Annotated in this window: 15 protein-coding genes; 2 read left to right on the top strand and 13 right to left on the bottom strand. The window is 46.9% G+C overall.

Annotated elements, in window-relative coordinates; genetic code table 11:
- Positions 1-3 precede the first annotated feature (3 nt).
- The 13 genes from AB4Z29_RS15735 to AB4Z29_RS15675 form a co-directional block, all read right to left on the bottom strand.
- Positions 4-891 carry a carbohydrate ABC transporter permease gene (locus tag AB4Z29_RS15735; protein WP_441943983.1) on the bottom strand — a complete coding sequence of 296 codons (888 nt, stop codon included), beginning with the start codon at positions 889-891 and terminating at the stop codon, positions 4-6.
- Positions 892-907: 16 nt separating this feature from the next.
- Positions 908-1825 carry an ABC transporter permease gene (locus tag AB4Z29_RS15730; protein ID WP_441944154.1) on the bottom strand — a complete coding sequence of 306 codons (918 nt, stop codon included), beginning with the start codon at positions 1823-1825 and terminating at the stop codon, positions 908-910.
- Positions 1826-1924: 99 nt separating this feature from the next.
- Positions 1925-3439 (bottom strand): extracellular solute-binding protein, encoded by a 1515-nt coding sequence (locus AB4Z29_RS15725; RefSeq protein ID WP_441943982.1) that lies wholly within the window; start codon positions 3437-3439, stop codon positions 1925-1927.
- Positions 3440-3601: 162 nt separating this feature from the next.
- Complete coding sequence (locus AB4Z29_RS15720) at positions 3602-5224, bottom strand: response regulator transcription factor (protein ID WP_441943981.1); 1623 nt, start codon at positions 5222-5224, stop codon at positions 3602-3604.
- A gap of 17 nt (positions 5225-5241) precedes the next feature.
- Entirely contained in the window at positions 5242-6981 is a 1740-nt protein-coding gene (locus tag AB4Z29_RS15715; protein WP_441943980.1) for a sensor histidine kinase, read from the bottom strand.
- 479 nt (positions 6982-7460) lie between these two features.
- Positions 7461-8432 (bottom strand): aldo/keto reductase, encoded by a 972-nt coding sequence (locus AB4Z29_RS15710; RefSeq protein ID WP_441943979.1) that lies wholly within the window; start codon positions 8430-8432, stop codon positions 7461-7463.
- An 11-nt stretch (positions 8433-8443) separates the two neighbouring features.
- A complete protein-coding gene (locus tag AB4Z29_RS15705) occupies positions 8444-8869 on the bottom strand; it encodes a MerR family transcriptional regulator (RefSeq protein ID WP_441943978.1) in 426 nt (141 codons plus the stop codon).
- A gap of 507 nt (positions 8870-9376) precedes the next feature.
- Entirely contained in the window at positions 9377-11167 is a 1791-nt protein-coding gene (locus tag AB4Z29_RS15700; protein ID WP_441943977.1) for a family 43 glycosylhydrolase, read from the bottom strand.
- 65 nt (positions 11168-11232) lie between these two features.
- Positions 11233-11685 carry a MarR family winged helix-turn-helix transcriptional regulator gene (locus tag AB4Z29_RS15695; RefSeq protein WP_441943976.1) on the bottom strand — a complete coding sequence of 151 codons (453 nt, stop codon included), beginning with the start codon at positions 11683-11685 and terminating at the stop codon, positions 11233-11235.
- Positions 11686-12162: 477 nt separating this feature from the next.
- On the bottom strand, positions 12163-12336 hold the full coding sequence (locus tag AB4Z29_RS15690) for a transposase zinc-binding domain-containing protein (protein WP_441944153.1): 174 nt from the start codon (positions 12334-12336) through the stop codon (positions 12163-12165).
- Positions 12337-12373: 37 nt separating this feature from the next.
- Positions 12374-12550: a hypothetical protein gene (locus AB4Z29_RS15685; protein ID WP_441943975.1), complete on the bottom strand. Its 177-nt coding sequence runs from the start codon at positions 12548-12550 to the stop codon at positions 12374-12376.
- A 448-nt stretch (positions 12551-12998) separates the two neighbouring features.
- Positions 12999-14606, bottom strand: a complete 1608-nt coding sequence (locus AB4Z29_RS15680) for a hypothetical protein (RefSeq protein ID WP_441943974.1) — start codon at positions 14604-14606, stop codon at positions 12999-13001.
- The gene (locus AB4Z29_RS15675; protein ID WP_441943973.1) at positions 14590-15306 is read right to left on the bottom strand and encodes an ABC transporter ATP-binding protein; all 717 of its coding nucleotides are present in this window, start codon (positions 15304-15306) and stop codon (positions 14590-14592) included. The genes AB4Z29_RS15680 and AB4Z29_RS15675 overlap by 17 nt, the downstream gene beginning before the upstream one ends.
- Before the next feature lie 879 nt (positions 15307-16185).
- Between AB4Z29_RS15675 and AB4Z29_RS15670 the strand changes: the two genes are divergently transcribed.
- Together AB4Z29_RS15670 and AB4Z29_RS15665 are read left to right on the top strand one after the other, a co-directional pair.
- The gene (locus AB4Z29_RS15670) at positions 16186-16635 is read left to right on the top strand and encodes a transposase (protein WP_441943972.1); all 450 of its coding nucleotides are present in this window, start codon (positions 16186-16188) and stop codon (positions 16633-16635) included.
- 32 nt (positions 16636-16667) lie between these two features.
- Positions 16668-17234, top strand: coding sequence for a transposase (locus tag AB4Z29_RS15665; RefSeq protein ID WP_441943971.1), 567 nt, complete (start codon positions 16668-16670; stop codon positions 17232-17234).
- The last annotated feature ends 33 nt before the right edge of the window (positions 17235-17267 follow it).

The following is a 17267-nucleotide window of genomic DNA, read 5'->3' as shown; positions in this document are numbered from 1 at the left end:
CTTTTATTTCACAGCGCCGATCGTAATACCCTTGATAAAATACTTCTGGAAGAAAGGGTACGCGATCAGAATCGGAAGCACCCCGATGACGGCGATCGCCATCCGGACGGACGTGCTCGGCAGCTCCGCCATCTCTCCACTAGCAGTCGAGGTAAGGTTGCTGTTACTCGACAAGAACTGGATGTCCGAAATGATACGATTCAGAATATTCTGAATACTGAAAAGCTGTGGATCTGTTACGTACGTCATTCCGTTAAACCAGTCGTTCCAATAAAGAATCGCTTCGAACAAGCCTATAGTCGCCATGATGGGCATCGACAGCGGGAGGACGATTTTGTAGAACGTCTTGATCTCTCCCGCTCCGTCAATTTGAGCGGCTTCGATCAAAGCAGGCGGAATCGAAGTCATAAAGAACGTTCGGACAAGCAGCACGTTGAAGCCGTTCATGAGAAGGCCCGGCACGATCAGCGCCCAGATCGTGTTCTTGATCTCGAACACCTGTGTGTAGATTAGATAGGACGGGACAAGCCCTCCGTTGAACAGCAGCGTGAAAAATACGAGGAACGCCCAAAAATTCTTCATCGGGATATCCTGCCTCGACATCGGGTAAGCAAGCATCGACGTCATGGCGAGGCTAGCCGCGGTGCCGAACACCGTAATGAACACGGTCACGCTGTACGCGCGTCCCAGCTCTCCCCAGTGCTCCCACAGGTATTCGTACGCCTGGCTGCTGAATTGTTTCGGGAAAAACGAATAGCCGTGCTGGATGATGCTGTCTTCACTCGATACCGAGGATATGACAAGCAGTATAAAGGGAATAAGACAAACGACCGAGTAACCCAACAGTATGGCATGGGCAATCCATCTGACAAATCTGCTTTCGTATGCCACTTTCTGTCACCTCCGTCTAGAATAAAGCATTTTCTTTGCTGAATTTGCGGACTGCATAGTTGGATAGGATCACGAGCACGAACCCGACGATCGATTGATAGACGCCCGCGGCCGACGACATGCCGATATCCCCTAAATTCATCAGCGCCCGGTAAACGTACGTATCAATTACGTTCGTCGTCTCCGACAGGACGCCCGAGTCCATCGGTACCTGATAGAACAGACCAAAGTCGGAGTAGAATATGCGTCCGATCGCCAGCAGCGTCATCATCGTGATGACCGGCGTTATAAGTGGGACTGTGATGGAACGGATTTGCTGCCATCTCGAAGCGCCGTCGAGGGTGGCAGCCTCGTAATATTCGGGATCGATGCTTATGATCGATGCCAAATAGACTACGCTCAAATAGCCGATGCCTTTCCAGATGTTCACAGCTGTCAGGATATACGGCCAGTATTCCTTGCTGGAATACCACGAGATGTCTTCTACGCCGAGCAACGGGAGAATTGATTTGTTGATCAGTCCCGTATCACTGCTGAGCAAGGCGTACACGATATAGCTGACGATGACCATCGAGATCAAGTGAGGCAGGATGATGACGCTCTGATAGAAACGCTGGAAAAACTTTTTCCTGATTTCATTCAGAAGGATCGCAAATCCGACCGCCCCGACCGTATTGATGACGATGAATAAGCTGTTGTACAGAATCGTGTTCCGCGTAATGATGTAGGCGTCCGAAGTCTTGAACAGATACTCGAAATTTTTGAATCCGATCCAATCGCTGCCTAGAATGCCGCCCGTGTAATTGAAGTCCTTAAAGGCGATGATCATCCCGAACATGGGAAGGTAGTTGTTGATGATCAAATACGCGAGTCCCGGGAGCATGAGCAGAAACAGCGGAGCGAATTTTTTCCATCGTTTGGCCGTAGAGCCCATGATGTTCACTACCCTTTCTTCATTGTTGTAGAGGCTGGAAAGATTGCAATCCAATCAGCCATGCAACTGATTGGATTGCAGATGCTTCAAAGAGCGGTTTTATTGGCCGCTCGAGGCTGCCCAAGCATCCAGCTGCTTCTGCTTCTCGGTGATAACCTTGTCGATACCCGCGTCCTGCAGCTTCGCGATGAATTCGGGGAGCGCTTTGTCAGGATCCAAAGCCCCGCATTCGAGCGCGACTCGGTATTGGCTGAGCACGTTGGTGACGGCGGCAAATTCCGTCTTCACTGGGGATGAATCGAACGTAAATCCAAGCGCCTTGGACTTGATTGCATTCTCGTTGAACTCCTTCATCTTCTCCCAGAGCTGCTCATCGTCTCCCTTGAAGATATAAGACAGGAACTGATTGCCGAATAGCCATCCCGTACCCGAATAGCCGACGCTGCCTGCGTTTACGTCCTGCGGATAATCAATGACGTTATCGGAAACTTTCACATAATGCTTGCCTTCGATTCCCCAATCCAGCAGATTAACGATTTCCTTGTCGGTATACATCAGATTCAGGAATTGCATCGCCTTCTCTGGGTTCTTCGAATTTTTCGCGATTCCCCACATGACGTTCGTGACCGTGCTCGTCTTCGCGACCGGCGGCATCATCTCGACTGAAACGATCGGCATGCCGGCTTGACGGGTTTCCTGGACATCGTAGCCCGGTTTCATGTTTGCCAGGTTGCCGGAGCCTTTGCCGCTTTTGATGAGGTCTGACGTGGACTCCTTGTTGGTGACTGCGTCCTTGCCGATATATCCGGCCTGGTACCATTCTCTCATCTTCTTCAGAATGGCAGCGTACTCTTCTGTTTCGAACCAGTTCACCACCTTCAAGTCTTGGCCGTTATTCAGCAGCACACCCATATCGTCGCCGAGCGAATCCCGCGTGCTGATCGGACCGATCGGAGACTGGCCGGCGCTGTTGACTAACGGAATCATGGTCGGTTCGTTTTCCTTGATCGTCTTGAGAATTGGCTCCAGGTCCTCCAGCTTCTTGACCTGATCTAGATTCAAATTGTATTTGTCCACGAAATCTTTACGGATCTGGAAGCCGTAGCTTTGGGCGAGGTCTCGGATGGTCGGTACGGCATAGGTTTTACCGCTGACTTTGGCCGCGTTCGCGTAATCCGGACCGAGCGCTTCTATGATCCCCGTCCCTTGCTTTGCAAGCAGATCGTCAAGCTCGACCAATTGGCCTTTTGCAACTTGATTCGCGTACGTGGTTCCGAAGAGCGGCATCAAGTCCAGTTTCTCGTTGCTCGTCAACATCAGGTTGACCTGGTTTTGCCAGGTGCTGATACTGATCGGAAGCAATTTCACGGTCGTATTCATCTTGGCTTTCGTAATCTTGTTAATTTCTTCCTCCACGAGCAATTGGTCCTTCGGCACGCTGCCGAATTCGAAGTAAGCTACTGTCATTTCGTAAGGATCTTCGGCTTCCTCGCTCGCAGCCGATCCGTTTGATGTCTGGCTTGCCGTTTTGTTCGAATCTTCGTTCGAACTGCATGCAGCTAGCAAAAGTGTAATGACGATTAATGCACTGATCAAACTTAACTTCCGTTTCATGTTACTCCCCCGTTTCTGTAATATAGATTCGACGCGGTCTGCTCGGCCTTCGGCTGTTTTTTCCTCATCGAATCTACATTCATCTTAAACTCTATAAGAAACGCCAACTACCAAGATGTCGACTTACGCATGTCATGTGGTCGACCTCTATCAATTCTAGGATCAGCCATCGAAACGGTTCTGTTCTTCATGCCGGAATTCGAGCGGATTGCGGCTTGTATATTTCTTGAAAATTCGCGCGAAATGCGAGAAATTCGTGAATCCGACCTGCAGCGCGACCGCATGTACAGGGAGGTTGGTGTTGCTCAGCAATCGCCGGGCGACGTCCATCCGCTCCCGGACGACATATTCCGTGACGGACACCCCCGTCTCTTTTTTAAACATTCTGTCCAGGTAATCCGGATTCAGATAGATATGTTTGGCGATGTCGTCCCGCGTCAACGACTTGTCCAAATGCTGGGCAACGTAGCTTGCCGCTCGGCCGACGACGGACGCGGATCGTTCGATCGACCGGACGTATTCTATTGCTTTGGCGACGATATAGCTGCTCCAATCGATCATATCCTTAACCGAACGAGAAGCATGCAGCGACATCTCCATCGACTCGTCGTCGCCAAACAGCTGACGGGCTTGAATGCCTTTCGACTGCAAAAAAGAATACACCATCTGCAGGAAATCCTGGTGGAACTGGTGCAACCGCTTTGCATCCAGCTTAGCGACCTGGGTCAATCCGTTCAAGTAGCGATCGACTTCTGCCGCAAGCTTCTCTGGGGAACCCTCCGCCAGCATGAGGGACCATACCTGCAGCTCCGGCTCGTTAAGGGCTGCCGGCGCGGCTGCTTGCACGTCTAGCTGCGAGTCTAGCAAAAGGACGAGGTTATCTAACGCTACATTGTTTCGGTCAAGCACCTGCAGCCGATCGGTCATTGCTGGTAATTCGTATGTTTGGGCCGGATGGCCGAAGTAACAGCTCAGATCGCAATAGAAGTATTGGCGGCACGAGCGAATGAAAGCCTCGCAGCTTTGCCTCAGACGCTGCGTTTCGTTGTCCGTCCATGACTCGAAAGACAGGATGGCGATCAAGCTACCCTTTCTTATGGGAAGGAGCTGTCCGTAGCTGCCCAGCTTCAGAAGCATTTCTTCGGCGGAATTCCGGAGCGCGTACTCAAGAATTTTCTCGTCTCGCTTATTCAAGCTTTTGTGCCACCGCTTCACCACGATTAGAACCGGAACGAATCTCATTTGCTCTGTGTAGGGGATGTTCCGGTCCTCCGCGGCAATGCGGATCATATCTGGCCGGGAAGGAATTGACCGGTTCAAGATGTCCAGCCAAAACCTTTCAATGAGCAGCGGCTGATGCTGCAGCCAATACTGGCCGTATTGACTGTATTCTGTTCTTTTACTTTCCTCGGCATTTTTGTTGATCGCTTTGGCGATGACGCTTTCCAGTTCGGGGATCGGCACCGGCTTCAGCAAATAATCGAAGCTTCCGAGCTGGACAGCCTGCTTGGCGTAATGGAAATCCGCATGGCAGGTCAGAAAAATCGATTCCGTATTGGGAGAATGCTCCTTGACCCAAGCGAGTAGCTCCAGGCCGCTGCCCATGGGCATTTCGATGTCACAAAGCATAATATCTATGGGGCTATTTGCATTATAAATTTCTTTCGCTTGATGGATGTCATAAGCGGTAAGCACCTCGGAGATTCCAAGCTTTTCCCAGTCCACAGCCGCATTAATGCCTTCCACTGCATGAATTTCATCGTCTACGAGCAGTAATCGTGACATGTTCGTGATTCTCCTTTCTACGTTTCCGGGTTCAAGGGCAGCCGTATCTCAACGATCGCTCCCGACGGCTTCGCGTTCGAGAACGATATAAAGGTTTCATCTCCATATAGCAAGCCAAGCCGCCGCTTCACGTTCCAAATGCCGATATGCTCTCCCTGTTCGTCCTCTATTCGTTTTCCAGCTCGAATTTGCACCAAGATCTCCTCCGCGAAGCCTTTGCCTGTATCCCGAATCTCGATCAAAAGCCGCGGTTCCGGGCGGGATTCGTCCATATCAATCCGGACGGCGCTCTGGATCAAAGAACTGACGGTCGCAGCATGCTTGATCGAATTCTCGACGAACGTCTGGACGATCAGCGGCGGAATCCGCGTTTCCAGCAGGAAATCAGGAACCGACAGTTCAAAGTTGAGCTTGCCGGGAAATCTCAGTTCCTGGATGCGAATATAATTGCGGACATGCTGCAGCTCATTTTTCAGAGGCACGAACGTCAAATTGCTTTGAAACATATAGCGGAAATAGTGAACGAGGCTGAGCGCCATCTCCTGTATGAGCGCATAATTCTTAACTAGCGCCAGATTGTAGATGATGTTCAAGGAATTCAAGAAAAAGTGCGGATTTAGCTGCAGCTGCAGGTGCTGAAGCTCGGCCTTCTGCTTGCTTAGCTGCTCTTCATATACGTTGATTCGCAGCTCCTGGACCTGCTTAATCATCTGGTTGAACGTTTCGTTCACGAGTCTAAACTCGTTAGAAGTCGGAAAGGGATCGATGCGCGTGTTCAAATTCCCTTCCCCGATTCGTTTCATGGCCGCCATGATCCGATTGAGCGGCCTTAGCACCATCTTCCGAAGCAGCAGCAGACAAGCAGGCACCAGGATGAACGCAACAGCAGGGATCATGGTAGCGATCCGCCGAAGATACGGCAGGTTCTCCAAAATTTGTTCGTCCGGAATGAGAGCGATTAAGCTGAAATCTCCCTTGACTGATTTCCCTCCGACGACCAAGAAGTGTTGAGTTTCCCCCGACAAATAATACCGCTGCGGGTTGTCGTCCAATTCGATACCGTTCTCCCACACGACATCAGCATGGGTCATCGGTGTGCCGTCCTCCATCGCGAACAGCGAAAGTCCCCGCTCTCCCAGGTTCAGTAGGCTAAGTGGAATCGACAGATTCTCGATATTCACCCAGGCACCCACATACGCATCGCTTGTCTTCAACACCCGGAACAAATAGTAGCTCGAACCTATTGGTTTGACGTACCAAGTACGGATGTTGAACTCTCCCGTATGCTGAAGATCCCTGAGCAAGTCCCGAATATAGGTTCTTGCCATTTCCCGTTCATTCAAATTACCCATATCCTGAAATACCTCGAGATAATCCTGACCGTGAGTCGAATAGACGAACAGGGAGTCGATCGACTGGAACGTTGTGATGTCGCCTTTCATCTTGTTGTCCAGCCGTACTTTGGCCAAGATACGGTCCTGCTCCGTGTTCCTGTACTCCAATTCCTGAAGATCCTTGTCATTCACGATGAGGTTCGTCAAATACTTATCGACGTCGTTCAAGTCATTGTCGATTTGGGCCATATACAACGAGATTAGGCTGCGGCTAGATTCCGCAACCTGATTGTGGACGACGCGGATTGCGTAGTCGTTGTTATAAATAAGGAACGCAACGGTTGGCAGCGTGATCAGCAGCAAGCCAAGAACCAGCTTGAGTCGGATAGAATTCCATGTGAGTCGAAAAATACTGCTTGTCATCGAGATCGCTCCTCTTAATGTCTCAAAAGCACATGATACCCCATTATAGACATATCTTAAACTACTCCCCATTCAATCATCCAACAGAATGTCGACTTTTTCGTGATACCAGGTCGACCATTTGCATGTCCGTGTCGACTTGAAGACAAAATAAAAGACGGTTGCTCTTCAGCTTCCGTCTTGTAACGTTATTATTTCGGTATAAATTATCCCCATGTCCAATTCATCCATTTCACTTATATATTCATTCGTTATTTAGCTGGCGGTACGACCGGTCCGTTAATTATAGTTGTCGGAAGATTCAATTGGCGCGCAACGTCAATGGGTTCTATGCGATTTCTCTCAGGCTCGTCCAGAAGCCTGAAGCGATTTTGATTCGATCTGTAAAACGAGCGTTCATGGCTGCCAGCCTCCTGAGACAATATCCAATTGCAAATGGTCCACGGAGCCCGTGGACCATTGCTTCTTCTGATTATAGTCTAGCCGTCGAGCAGCGTCATCTGTTCTTTCATATAACGCGTGCCGTGAACGACATTCTTGGGGCTGACCTGATCGATTCGTTCGAGGTCCTCTTTCATTAGAAGGATATCAGCCGCGGCCGCATTTTCCTCCAGGTACTTGATACGCTTCGTACCCGGGATAGGCAGCGCCCCGTTGGCAATCGTCCAGGCAATGGCCAATTGGGATGGTGCACAGTTCTTCTCCATCGCGATCTCCTTAATCTTGTCGACAACCTCAATGTTCTTCTGGAAGTTGTCTCCTTGGAACCGCGGCATCCATCTGCGAAGATCGTCGGCGGCCAGATCCTCGAAAGTGCGAAGCTCGCCGGAGATAAAGCCCCTGCTCAGTGGACTGTAGGCCACGTGGGTAATCCCCAGCTCTCTTACGGTAGGGAGTATTTCCTCTTCGATATCACGGCTCCAGAGCGAATACTCACTCTCTAGCACGGAGATCGGATACACGGCATGAGCGCGGCGAATGGTGGACGCAGAAGCCTCGGACAAGCCGAGCGCCCGAACTTTGCCTGCCTTGACCAAGTCTGCCATCGCTCCGACCGTCTCCTCAATCGGGATTTGCGGATCGACGCGGTGTTGGTAGTATAGATCGATGTAGTCCGTATTCAAACGGCGAAGGCTATCCTCCACTACTTTCTTAACGTAATCAGGATGGCCACTGATGCTCTCGTAATTTGGGGTGTACGAGAACTTGGTGGCGATAATGGCTTGCTCGCGGCGCCCTTGAAGAGCACGGCCGAGCAGCTTTTCGTTATGCCCGTTCCCGTACACGTCCGCGGTATCGAACATCGTGACCCCTATGTCCAAAGCGCGATGGATCGTTTGGATCGACTGTTCGTCGTTAGTCTCCCCGTAAATGCCTGGAGACATTCCCATAATTCCCAGTCCGATCGTAGAGACGAGGATATTGCTATTGCCCAAAATTCTTTGCTGCATTTGTTAATCCCTCATTCTATGTTTGATCGCTCTGACTCCTCCATCTTGATTAACAACTGGCTCTCGGAAGGGATTCTCCCTTTCTCGATGTCTTCGTATATCGACAGTTTGTTATTGACGGCGTCGAGCGCTACGGCCAATTCGTTCTGGCGGCGAAATAAATCTTCCTTGTACTGGTTCAAGATCGCTTTGCGCTGCGGAATCGTGGAATCACCATCGAGCGCAAGATCCACCATCTCCTTCAGCAACGACAGCTTCATCCCTGTCGCCCGGAAACATGTCATCAGCCGGATCCAATCTAGGTGATCTTGTTCAAACAGTCGATTCCCGTTCTTATCTCTCCTAATGTAAGGGAGCAATCCCTCCTTCTCGTAAAAACGAATCGTATGAGCCGGGCAACCAAGCCGCTCTGAAGCTTCTTTGATCGTGAATGCCATTGGTCGGATCGCTCCTTATCGGTTATTTTCAGTCGGAATCGGCTGGTTCTTCCTCATCCTAAAGCTTAGAGTACACTTTAAGGCAAGCGTTATTTTGGGAGACAGCTGTTGACGTCTGAACTACTGGTTATCATTATAATGCCCATCAGTGCTGTGAAAACTAGAACTATAATAGAGGCACCTTCGGCGTTAAAATACGCACAATGTTCGTTCCAATATCGTTTATTTTCGAATCCTTCTTGCTTACTCAATAGACATTTCGTGCATTTATGCTTGCAATCTTATACTTGTCGATAACCTGGTATTGCGATTACCCGCCTTCCAGATGGTCTTTAACTGCTTCAACTTCTTGCATGATAGTGAATTTCTCCGAAGCTGTATATTTCCTTTTACCCATGAAAAATGCTCCCCTTACAGTATCAGGTTTTTATTATTTCGCCTGTCTACTGTATGGGGAGCATATCAATTACAGAGAACCCCTTCTCATAGGATTTTATTAGAAATTTCTTACCCAATCGCCTCGTTTACTTCACCTTCCGTTATTCCTGCTTCATTAAAGCTATCGACTCTAACATAAACCGGTTCACCCTTAATCAACGCTTTTATTGTAAGCTGATTGACTCCGAATAGCATATGACTGTGATACAGTTTATCCGGTGCATATCCCCATAATACGTTGTATCCGACAGTATCATCAAGTTGATTCCACGTTACGGATAAATCCAGATCACCTAAGCATTCCGTCTGGACAGAAATTACTTGATTCGGCTGCTCTCCATGTCCGATCCCGAACACTCTAAGACCAGAAATACATGCAGACTGGTTAAAAGGGAGCTCCATTACCGTTAATCTAATAAACCTAGCCTTGATTCCTTCTTCCTTGACATTCAAATCATGCGCCAAATCAGTTGAGGCTTCTGTTTTATTTTCAATAACGAAATAGTTATTGCCATTCGTCGAGCCCTCTAGCAGCCATCTTGTTACATGCTTCCGCTCGTCAAGGTATCTTCTTATTTCTCCAACTTGCTGAAGAGTTGCTCCCTCAGGAAGAGGCAGATCCATCTGATCATCTGCAAAATTCACTTGAACTGCATGTACGTCGCATACCTGATCCAGATCCACCTCAAGCCATTCTCCAGGCTGATTAGTTGCTGCTTTCCACCAGCTTTGTACATTCTCATCAGCAGCCTTCGAAGCTTCCTTTCCAGCTTCACAGGAAGAAGCCTTAGCCGCCTTGCCATAGGAGAGAAGCATCCACTCCGGATTGCTCCATGGATTCATGGCAGCCTGGTCGATCTTAATCGGCCAGTCACCATAGCGTTGATTGCAGAATAATTCCCCGTCATCATCAAAGCCTGCCGGCCATAACCCAATCCGTCTCTCGAAAATATGATTGACACTAACTCTCATCGTCGAAGCATGCCACCAATTTCCATGCTGATCTTCCATAGTCGATCCATGTCCCGCTCCTGGCATAAAACCTCCTGGCTTATAAGAGTAAGGGTTATTTTTCGCTAACGCAAACGGTCCGAGTGGGCTGTCCGAAATGTAGACCCCGTCAGCATAAACGTTATATTGCGTACCCGGTGCGGAATACTGGAGATAATATTTGCCACTATGCTTGTCCATCCACGCCCCCTCAATATATGGAGCTTCATTCCCTAGTGACTTTCGAATGATTTGCAAAAATTCCTCCGTTGCGTCGGGATTCATTTTCAGGTAATTTTGAACCATTAACTCGACCTGATCCGGCGGTCTCGGTGAGTGATTTTCTCCATTTCTTTCATAGCCAATTACTTCAATATTGCTCTGCACGAGGGCAATCGGCTCCCCCTTGGGCTTCATATTCTCCGGATTCAGTTCAACGCCGTAAAGCGGCGTGACACTTGAGCATCCCCAGTAGAAATAAACCCTGCCGTCGTCATCTAAGAACAAATTCGGGTCCCAGAAGGGAAACGTCCCCTCTATTTCTTCAAACTCGCCGTTAATCGGATCTTTGGTTCTATAGAAGGAGCAGTTCTTGGATTTACTCGATGCGGAAAAATAAACATATTCTCCGATGACCCGAACATCCGGGGCATAGTCGTAAACCGGTACATCCTTCAAGGAGTGTAAGGTCCAATCAGTCATATTATCGCTGACAAGGAACCCTGCCGTCATCGAAGGAAACAGATAATATAAGCCTTTGAACAAAATCATGGAAGGATCTGCCGCTTCTCTATAAATGGCACTTAGCCCTCTTGAATCGGTAAATTGATATTTATATTCCATATTAATCGGGTTGCACATATACGTCATTTGTCGTTCGCTCCTCTTTAGATCACAAGTTTTTCGTTAAAGCATAAAATACCGCAATAGTATGATCATACACGCCTCTTCTCCGAATCGAATATTTGGTTATCGAGATATTCGACCGATTTCTGCAAAAGACTGGACAACAGGCGGCTCTCCTCGGCTCCCAAATGCTCCGCCAACCCAACATAAAGCTTGCGGGAATAATGGAGAGTATAAGCAGCTTGCTGTTTCCCTGACTCGGTCAATGAAACCCGAACGATCCGACGGTCTATAGGATCTTTGGCTCGAACAATCAAATTCCGTTCTACCATATCGTTCAATAGCTGAGATACAAACGGAGAAGTCACTCCCAAATATTCGCTTAGTTCCAATACGCTCATGCGGTCTTGCTCTCGCTCCATGAGGATCAACAACATACGAGCTTCGCTTACTTTTCGATTAACGGCGTCTATACGGGTTTCAATATTTTTGCGGTACAGAAGACCAAAAACCTTCATCAGCTCCATCGATTCATGGTCCATCTAGCTCTCCTTTCGAAATACAAATTGAATAGATAAGTTACTTATTTATTCGATATGAAGTGATTCTATAAGATCACACATTCCTTCACTAACACTTTGAAGACTTTTTCGCTAACACTATTACGACTTCTTAGAAGGCTGAAATAAGAACAATATCAGCTAACAGTGAATTTACGTACTAGCCGACGGTTACTTATCCGCCCACTCTTTCTCACCAAGTCTCCGTTACACTCCGGGCATACGACCCCAGGTTCTAGTTCATATGAACACTCACCTGCGTTGAAATCAGGTACAGGGTCTAAACATCCGCAATCTACGCAGACATAATCGATAAAAACTTCATAATCTATGCGGATTAAATTTTAGATCCCTGCCAAACGTATGAATGGCCGTAATGATTCCCACATCATACCGTTTTCTCTTATTTTTACGCCGATAGTAATTTTGAATGACCTTCGCCACTTCTTTACTAAGCTCTTACAAACGGCTTCGATCCTCAATGAAGTATTTTCTATATTCTTTCGGTACCGTCAACACCTTATGACGATGAGGAACATCCAGGATTCGCTCCTGTTGCTTTTCTGCCCAGTCGTCGGTGAATGTCTTCCCGCATCCATGACAAAACCGACTCTTACAAGTAAAGCATAGGATGGCGGGTTCTGGTTTTCCCTACGTACATCCCATACATTCATATCTCGCGTAACCCATTTCCTTCGTACTGTATCACATTGACTTTTTTACTGCTTCCGGTATGCCTTACTGTAGTTCTTTGGGGAATCGATTCGCATGAAGTTCCCAAAAACCATGAAATTGTTCCTTCAAATGTTCCTTCAAAATCTGTTTTACGATCTTTCGTTTCTTCCATGTTTATCGCTTCTCCATAACGATCCCTCCTATTTATTTTTTCGACTCAATTATCCACATTTTTTATCCGCGCATAATTTCCTAAACAACAAATAAGCCACCCAAAGGGTGGCCTGCACTCAAAAAAGGAAAAGATCTGAATAAAACGTTGGCTACGAGTATTTTGTCCAAGATTAAAAAACTTTTCTTCAAAATTATAACCTCCGATCAATGGGATTTATGCTGCTAGATCAGCCCTAATGGAATGTGTTTTGGTGGTTTTTTGGCTTCAACATTTGGAAACCAAATCAAGCACAACCAGTATGGAATGGCGAATATAGAATGGCAATAAAAATGAACCATCCATTGTGATGTCACAACGATTGGTTCATTTGTATCAGCATGCGAATAGCCAATCAGCCCGCAGCACGACAAGCTATGAATCATTCGTGGAATGTTCATCATAATCGTTATTTCACCCGGAACGTTCTCGGCCCGTACTTCTTCACTAGAATAAGAGCAACGACTACATAGACTAGAGCTGCGACAACCGTAATTGCCGTGAAAGAATCAGCTTGCGGCCTCAGCACAATACTAACACCACTCAAAGATGACACCAGCATACTCAGCACAAAATAAAGCGGATTTTTCAAATTAAGCTCCGTCGAATACGGCTGAAGAAAATAGTACATAAACAAATGATGCACGGTATAAAAGATAGCCATCGCCATCACACAGACCCAAAATAAAAGCAGCTCTCGATTCAGCCATTCTCCTCCAGCAGCAGCTGTGACAACAGACAATGACACGCCAAAAGCAGTAGCAATCAGCAGATTCAAGCTAAGCATTCGCCCAAGTCGAATGAGAAAGTGCTGATAGGCTGCGCTGCGATAGAAGCTATACCTCATCAGACTAAGGTCGCAATTGTAGAACATCGCTTTGCAAAGATTCTCGCCTGTCGACATGAAATACATAATTAACGGCAGGAAGGGAAAGAGCAATCCCAAACTCCATTGCATCCCGGACAGCTGTCCTTGGAATAGAAGCATAAGGATGACACCGGCTGCTAAGGCAGCACCAATGATCATTAACCGTTTATTCATAGGACCATTTACCAGACTTCTATGTCTAAGAAAGAATATCGCGTTCAGATAGGCATGTCCTTCTTTTCCATCAACCTTATGCCTCAGATTCAGACTTAAGTCGTCATCGCTATCCTTCGATTTCACACTCTTCTTCTGCGCATCTGTCATCATTCTGCCTAGATTCAGCAGAGGATCATCCCGCTTACTGGCCGCATCGACAGCTTCCATATATTTGCGATAACGGGCCAGCTGAATGACTGCGAATAAGCCTCCCGCTATTATTACAATGCAGACCGGCAAACTCATAAGTATTGCTTCCGTTGATAGAGCCTTGCCAAGCAGGAGCGGCAAATACGCAGCAGCATATCCAATGATGATAACGCACCATACAATAGCAGTTTGTTTAATTAGCATCATGCCTGTTTTCTCAAAAAGCTTGAGATGTGCGTACTCTGCCGCAATTCGCCATAGCGTAAGCAATAACGTTAAGAGAAGTGCTTCCAAAACAGAGGCTCCGAGGAGAGTACCAAACACAAGCATGGCAGGTACCAAATAAACAAAAAAAGTCACATACCGATAAACGAGCGATACTTGCATATATCTCCTAGGAGACAACCTCATCATTTTAACAGCTAAGTATTTCTCCCGCTTCGGTTCAAGTACAGTCGCACTGCTGACAGCTGCTACTACGAAGCTGATGATGGTGAAAATATGTATAAACTGCGATAGTCGATACTCCTGTGTCATCTCCTCTCCCAAGCCCATTACGGGAATAAAAATAAGTACGCCTACGTAAACAAATCGCAGAAAAAATCCCCATAGCTGGGTAAGCAGCAGTGCAATAATAGCAACGCCTTTTTTAAGACCCAAATTGGCATAAAGGCTGTTCTTGATTAGCTTTCCGATGAAAGGTAGCTTCTGAATGTAATAGATGAGCATATTGGCTGTGATAGAGGTACGGATAGCCAGCAGTGTACTAAGTGTTCTCATCATGCGACTCATCCTTCAGCAGGTTAATAACGGATTGCTCGAATTCCGCGCTATGCAGCAGCTCTGACGGTACCGAGGAAAGCTTGCCTTTGTTCAATACGACTAGTTCATCACATAGATCAGATGCTAATTGCAAAATATGTGTGGAGAAAATGAGAATATGATCGCTCTTCATCTCTTTGAGCATGTTCTTCATCTCCAGTGCAACAATGACATCGAATGAGGTAAGCGGTTCATCGAGCAAGATGACCGGAGGCTTCGTAATGAGAAATAGCAGCATCTGCAGCTTATTCTTCATCCCATGTGAATAGCCTTTAATAAGCTTGTGGCGATCCTCCGCTGTCATGCTCATCATGTCAAAATACTCGTCAATCGACTTTTCCATCTGGAGCTTATCCCGATTAATATCCATGAAAAACTTCACAAACTCAAAACCCGTCAGAAACTCGGGTAGGATTGGAAGTGAATACACATATCCAACATCCTGCTCATTTATTTTACGTGTGCGTCCATTTTCATCCAGCAGCACCTGCCCGCCATCCATGCTCTTCTCTCCGCTCAAGCAGTCGAACAGTGTCGTCTTTCCCGCGCCGTTACGACCTAGCAGTCCGTATATCTTCCCTTTCTCAAATGTAAATCCCGCTCCTTGAAGCACCTGTTTATCCTCAAACTGCTTAATGATATTGTCTAGAATTAATCGCAATGACTGTTCCTCCATTCATTTCATAAATGCAATAACCTAAATATATACGAAATTGGGAATGAAAAGTCTCGTATAATGAAATGTGATGCCTCTCACCATTAATACGTGAGTGCATCCCAACTTTTAGAAAGCATTTTTAAATTTCATCTAGCAGTCCATCGCTGTCCAAGTTCACCCAAGATCAAGGCTCCCTATCCATTCCATAGCCGTTCGTTCTCTCTTGATTTAGACTGCATCTTTCCCTATATCAATTTTAATTATCGATTACTATGCTAAGAAAATGCTTGTCTCAGCCGTTTGGAAAATCGAAACCATTTCTTGATTCGGACTTTCGTAAGTAATGATCGCATTCGTAACTATGGAAATATCGGCATCTTCCGGGAGATACCGCGCAATCTGAAGCAATGTTGTCCTTTTCTTTTTAAAAAAACCACCCAAAAGGATGTCATTAAGTTAAGGTGCAGGACCAAAAATCCATGTAAAAGAGCAGGTTATCGTAATGATAGCCTGCTCTTTTTTTGCGTAAAAACGAGCAAAAGAACTTGACAAGCAGTTGAAAATGTGTGGCGAAGCCCATTGAAAAAAACGAGGAGGTTTTCACCCATGAATGCTTGCGCGAGTTCACTAAAACAAAAGCTGACATCCCTCATACGAGGAAATGTCAGCGGCACCAGCACCTTATGTCAAAAACCCTGAAAAGGATTTTACTCGAAAGAAAAAGCTGCCTTTTGATACCGTTATGCAGCTCTTGATCTCTATGGGCGGTAACAGTCTATACAAGGAACTCTTGGAATCGCAAGGCTATGACGCCAACACAGCAACCACTTCTGCTTTTGTGCAACAGAGGAATAAGATTCTGCCCCATCTGCTTTGGAGTTCTTGTTTCACAAATTTACGCAATCGCATACGGATCTCAAGCGCTACCGAGGGTATCGGTTACTTGCCATTGACGGTTCGGATTTGCATTTCGCCACTGATCCTACGGATACAGACACCTATTTTCAAAGTCAACCGGGAGCAAGAGGCTATAATCTGCTGCATTTAAATGCAGCCTATGATCTTTGCAACAGACTTTACGTGGACGCGATTGTTCACCCACGAAGGTTAAATAACGAGCGAAAGGCACTGGATGCTAAGGTTGACCGTTCCTGCATCAAGGGAAAAGCGATTGTGATTGCCGATCGAGGTTATGAAAGTTACAACAATTTCGCACATATTGAACGCAAAGGGTGGAGCTATGTCATACGGGTAAAGGATTTAGCTTCCAGTGGTATTCTTTCGGGCTTACGGTTGCCCTCCGGCGGAGAGTTTGATCGGGATATTCATTGACACTAACTAAAAAACAAACCAAGGAGGTCAAGATGCATCCCGAGATTTACAAGTTCGTCCCTTCCACGTCTACCTTTGATTTTTTGGATTTGCAGGAACGCTTGTTTAATCCGATGTCCTTTCGGGTTGTTCGTTTCGTCCTGTCAAATGGCACTTATGAAACCGTCATTACGAATCTATCTGACGCCGATATCCCACCCGATGAACTCAGGTCCATCTATAACATGCGATGGGGCATTGAAACCTCTTTCAGGGCATTAAAATACACCATTGGTCTTACAAATTTTCACGCAAAGAAACGAGAGTCCGTCATCCAAGAGATTTCCGCAAGAATGATCATGTACAATTTTGCAGAAATGATGACCTCGCACGTCGTCATTTCCCAAAAAGCTAAACAGCACCACTACCAAGTCAACTTCACGGTTGCCGTTCACGTTTGTAGACATTTCCTGCGCTCAAGAGACGATGAACCCCCACCCGATGTTGAAGCACTGATTCGCAAAAACGTTTTGCCGATTCGACCCATTCGACCAGGGCAGCAGAATACGCGCAAAATCCGTTATAAATCATCTGTTAGCTTCGTTTACAGAGTAGCATAAATTCGGTTCGTATGAACATTTTTTTAAGCGGAT

It is taken from the genome of Paenibacillus sp. 2TAB23, assembly GCF_052115165.1.
In the GTDB taxonomy this organism is placed as follows: domain Bacteria; phylum Bacillota; class Bacilli; order Paenibacillales; family Paenibacillaceae; genus Pristimantibacillus.
This window is presented reverse-complemented; position numbering and strand designations above follow the sequence as displayed.

Bases quoted from the DNA above. Each gene is read 5' to 3' on its own strand.
- AB4Z29_RS15730 (WP_441944154.1), bottom strand. From the start codon at position 1,825: ATGGGCTCTACGGCCAAACGATGGAAAAAATTCGCTCCGCTGTTTCTG.
- AB4Z29_RS15725 (WP_441943982.1), bottom strand. From the start codon at position 3,439: ATGAAACGGAAGTTAAGTTTGATCAGTGCATTAATCGTCATTACACTT.
- AB4Z29_RS15720 (WP_441943981.1), bottom strand. From the start codon at position 5,224: ATGTCACGATTACTGCTCGTAGACGATGAAATTCATGCAGTGGAAGGC.
- AB4Z29_RS15715 (WP_441943980.1), bottom strand. From the start codon at position 6,981: ATGACAAGCAGTATTTTTCGACTCACATGGAATTCTATCCGACTCAAG.
- AB4Z29_RS15710 (WP_441943979.1), bottom strand. From the start codon at position 8,432: ATGCAGCAAAGAATTTTGGGCAATAGCAATATCCTCGTCTCTACGATC.
- AB4Z29_RS15705 (WP_441943978.1), bottom strand. From the start codon at position 8,869: ATGGCATTCACGATCAAAGAAGCTTCAGAGCGGCTTGGTTGCCCGGCT.
- AB4Z29_RS15700 (WP_441943977.1), bottom strand. From the start codon at position 11,167: ATGACGTATATGTGCAACCCGATTAATATGGAATATAAATATCAATTT.
- AB4Z29_RS15695 (WP_441943976.1), bottom strand. From the start codon at position 11,685: ATGGACCATGAATCGATGGAGCTGATGAAGGTTTTTGGTCTTCTGTAC.
- AB4Z29_RS15685 (WP_441943975.1), bottom strand. From the start codon at position 12,550: ATGGAAGAAACGAAAGATCGTAAAACAGATTTTGAAGGAACATTTGAA.
- AB4Z29_RS15680 (WP_441943974.1), bottom strand. From the start codon at position 14,606: ATGATGAGAACACTTAGTACACTGCTGGCTATCCGTACCTCTATCACA.
- AB4Z29_RS15665 (WP_441943971.1), top strand. From the start codon at position 16,668: ATGCATCCCGAGATTTACAAGTTCGTCCCTTCCACGTCTACCTTTGAT.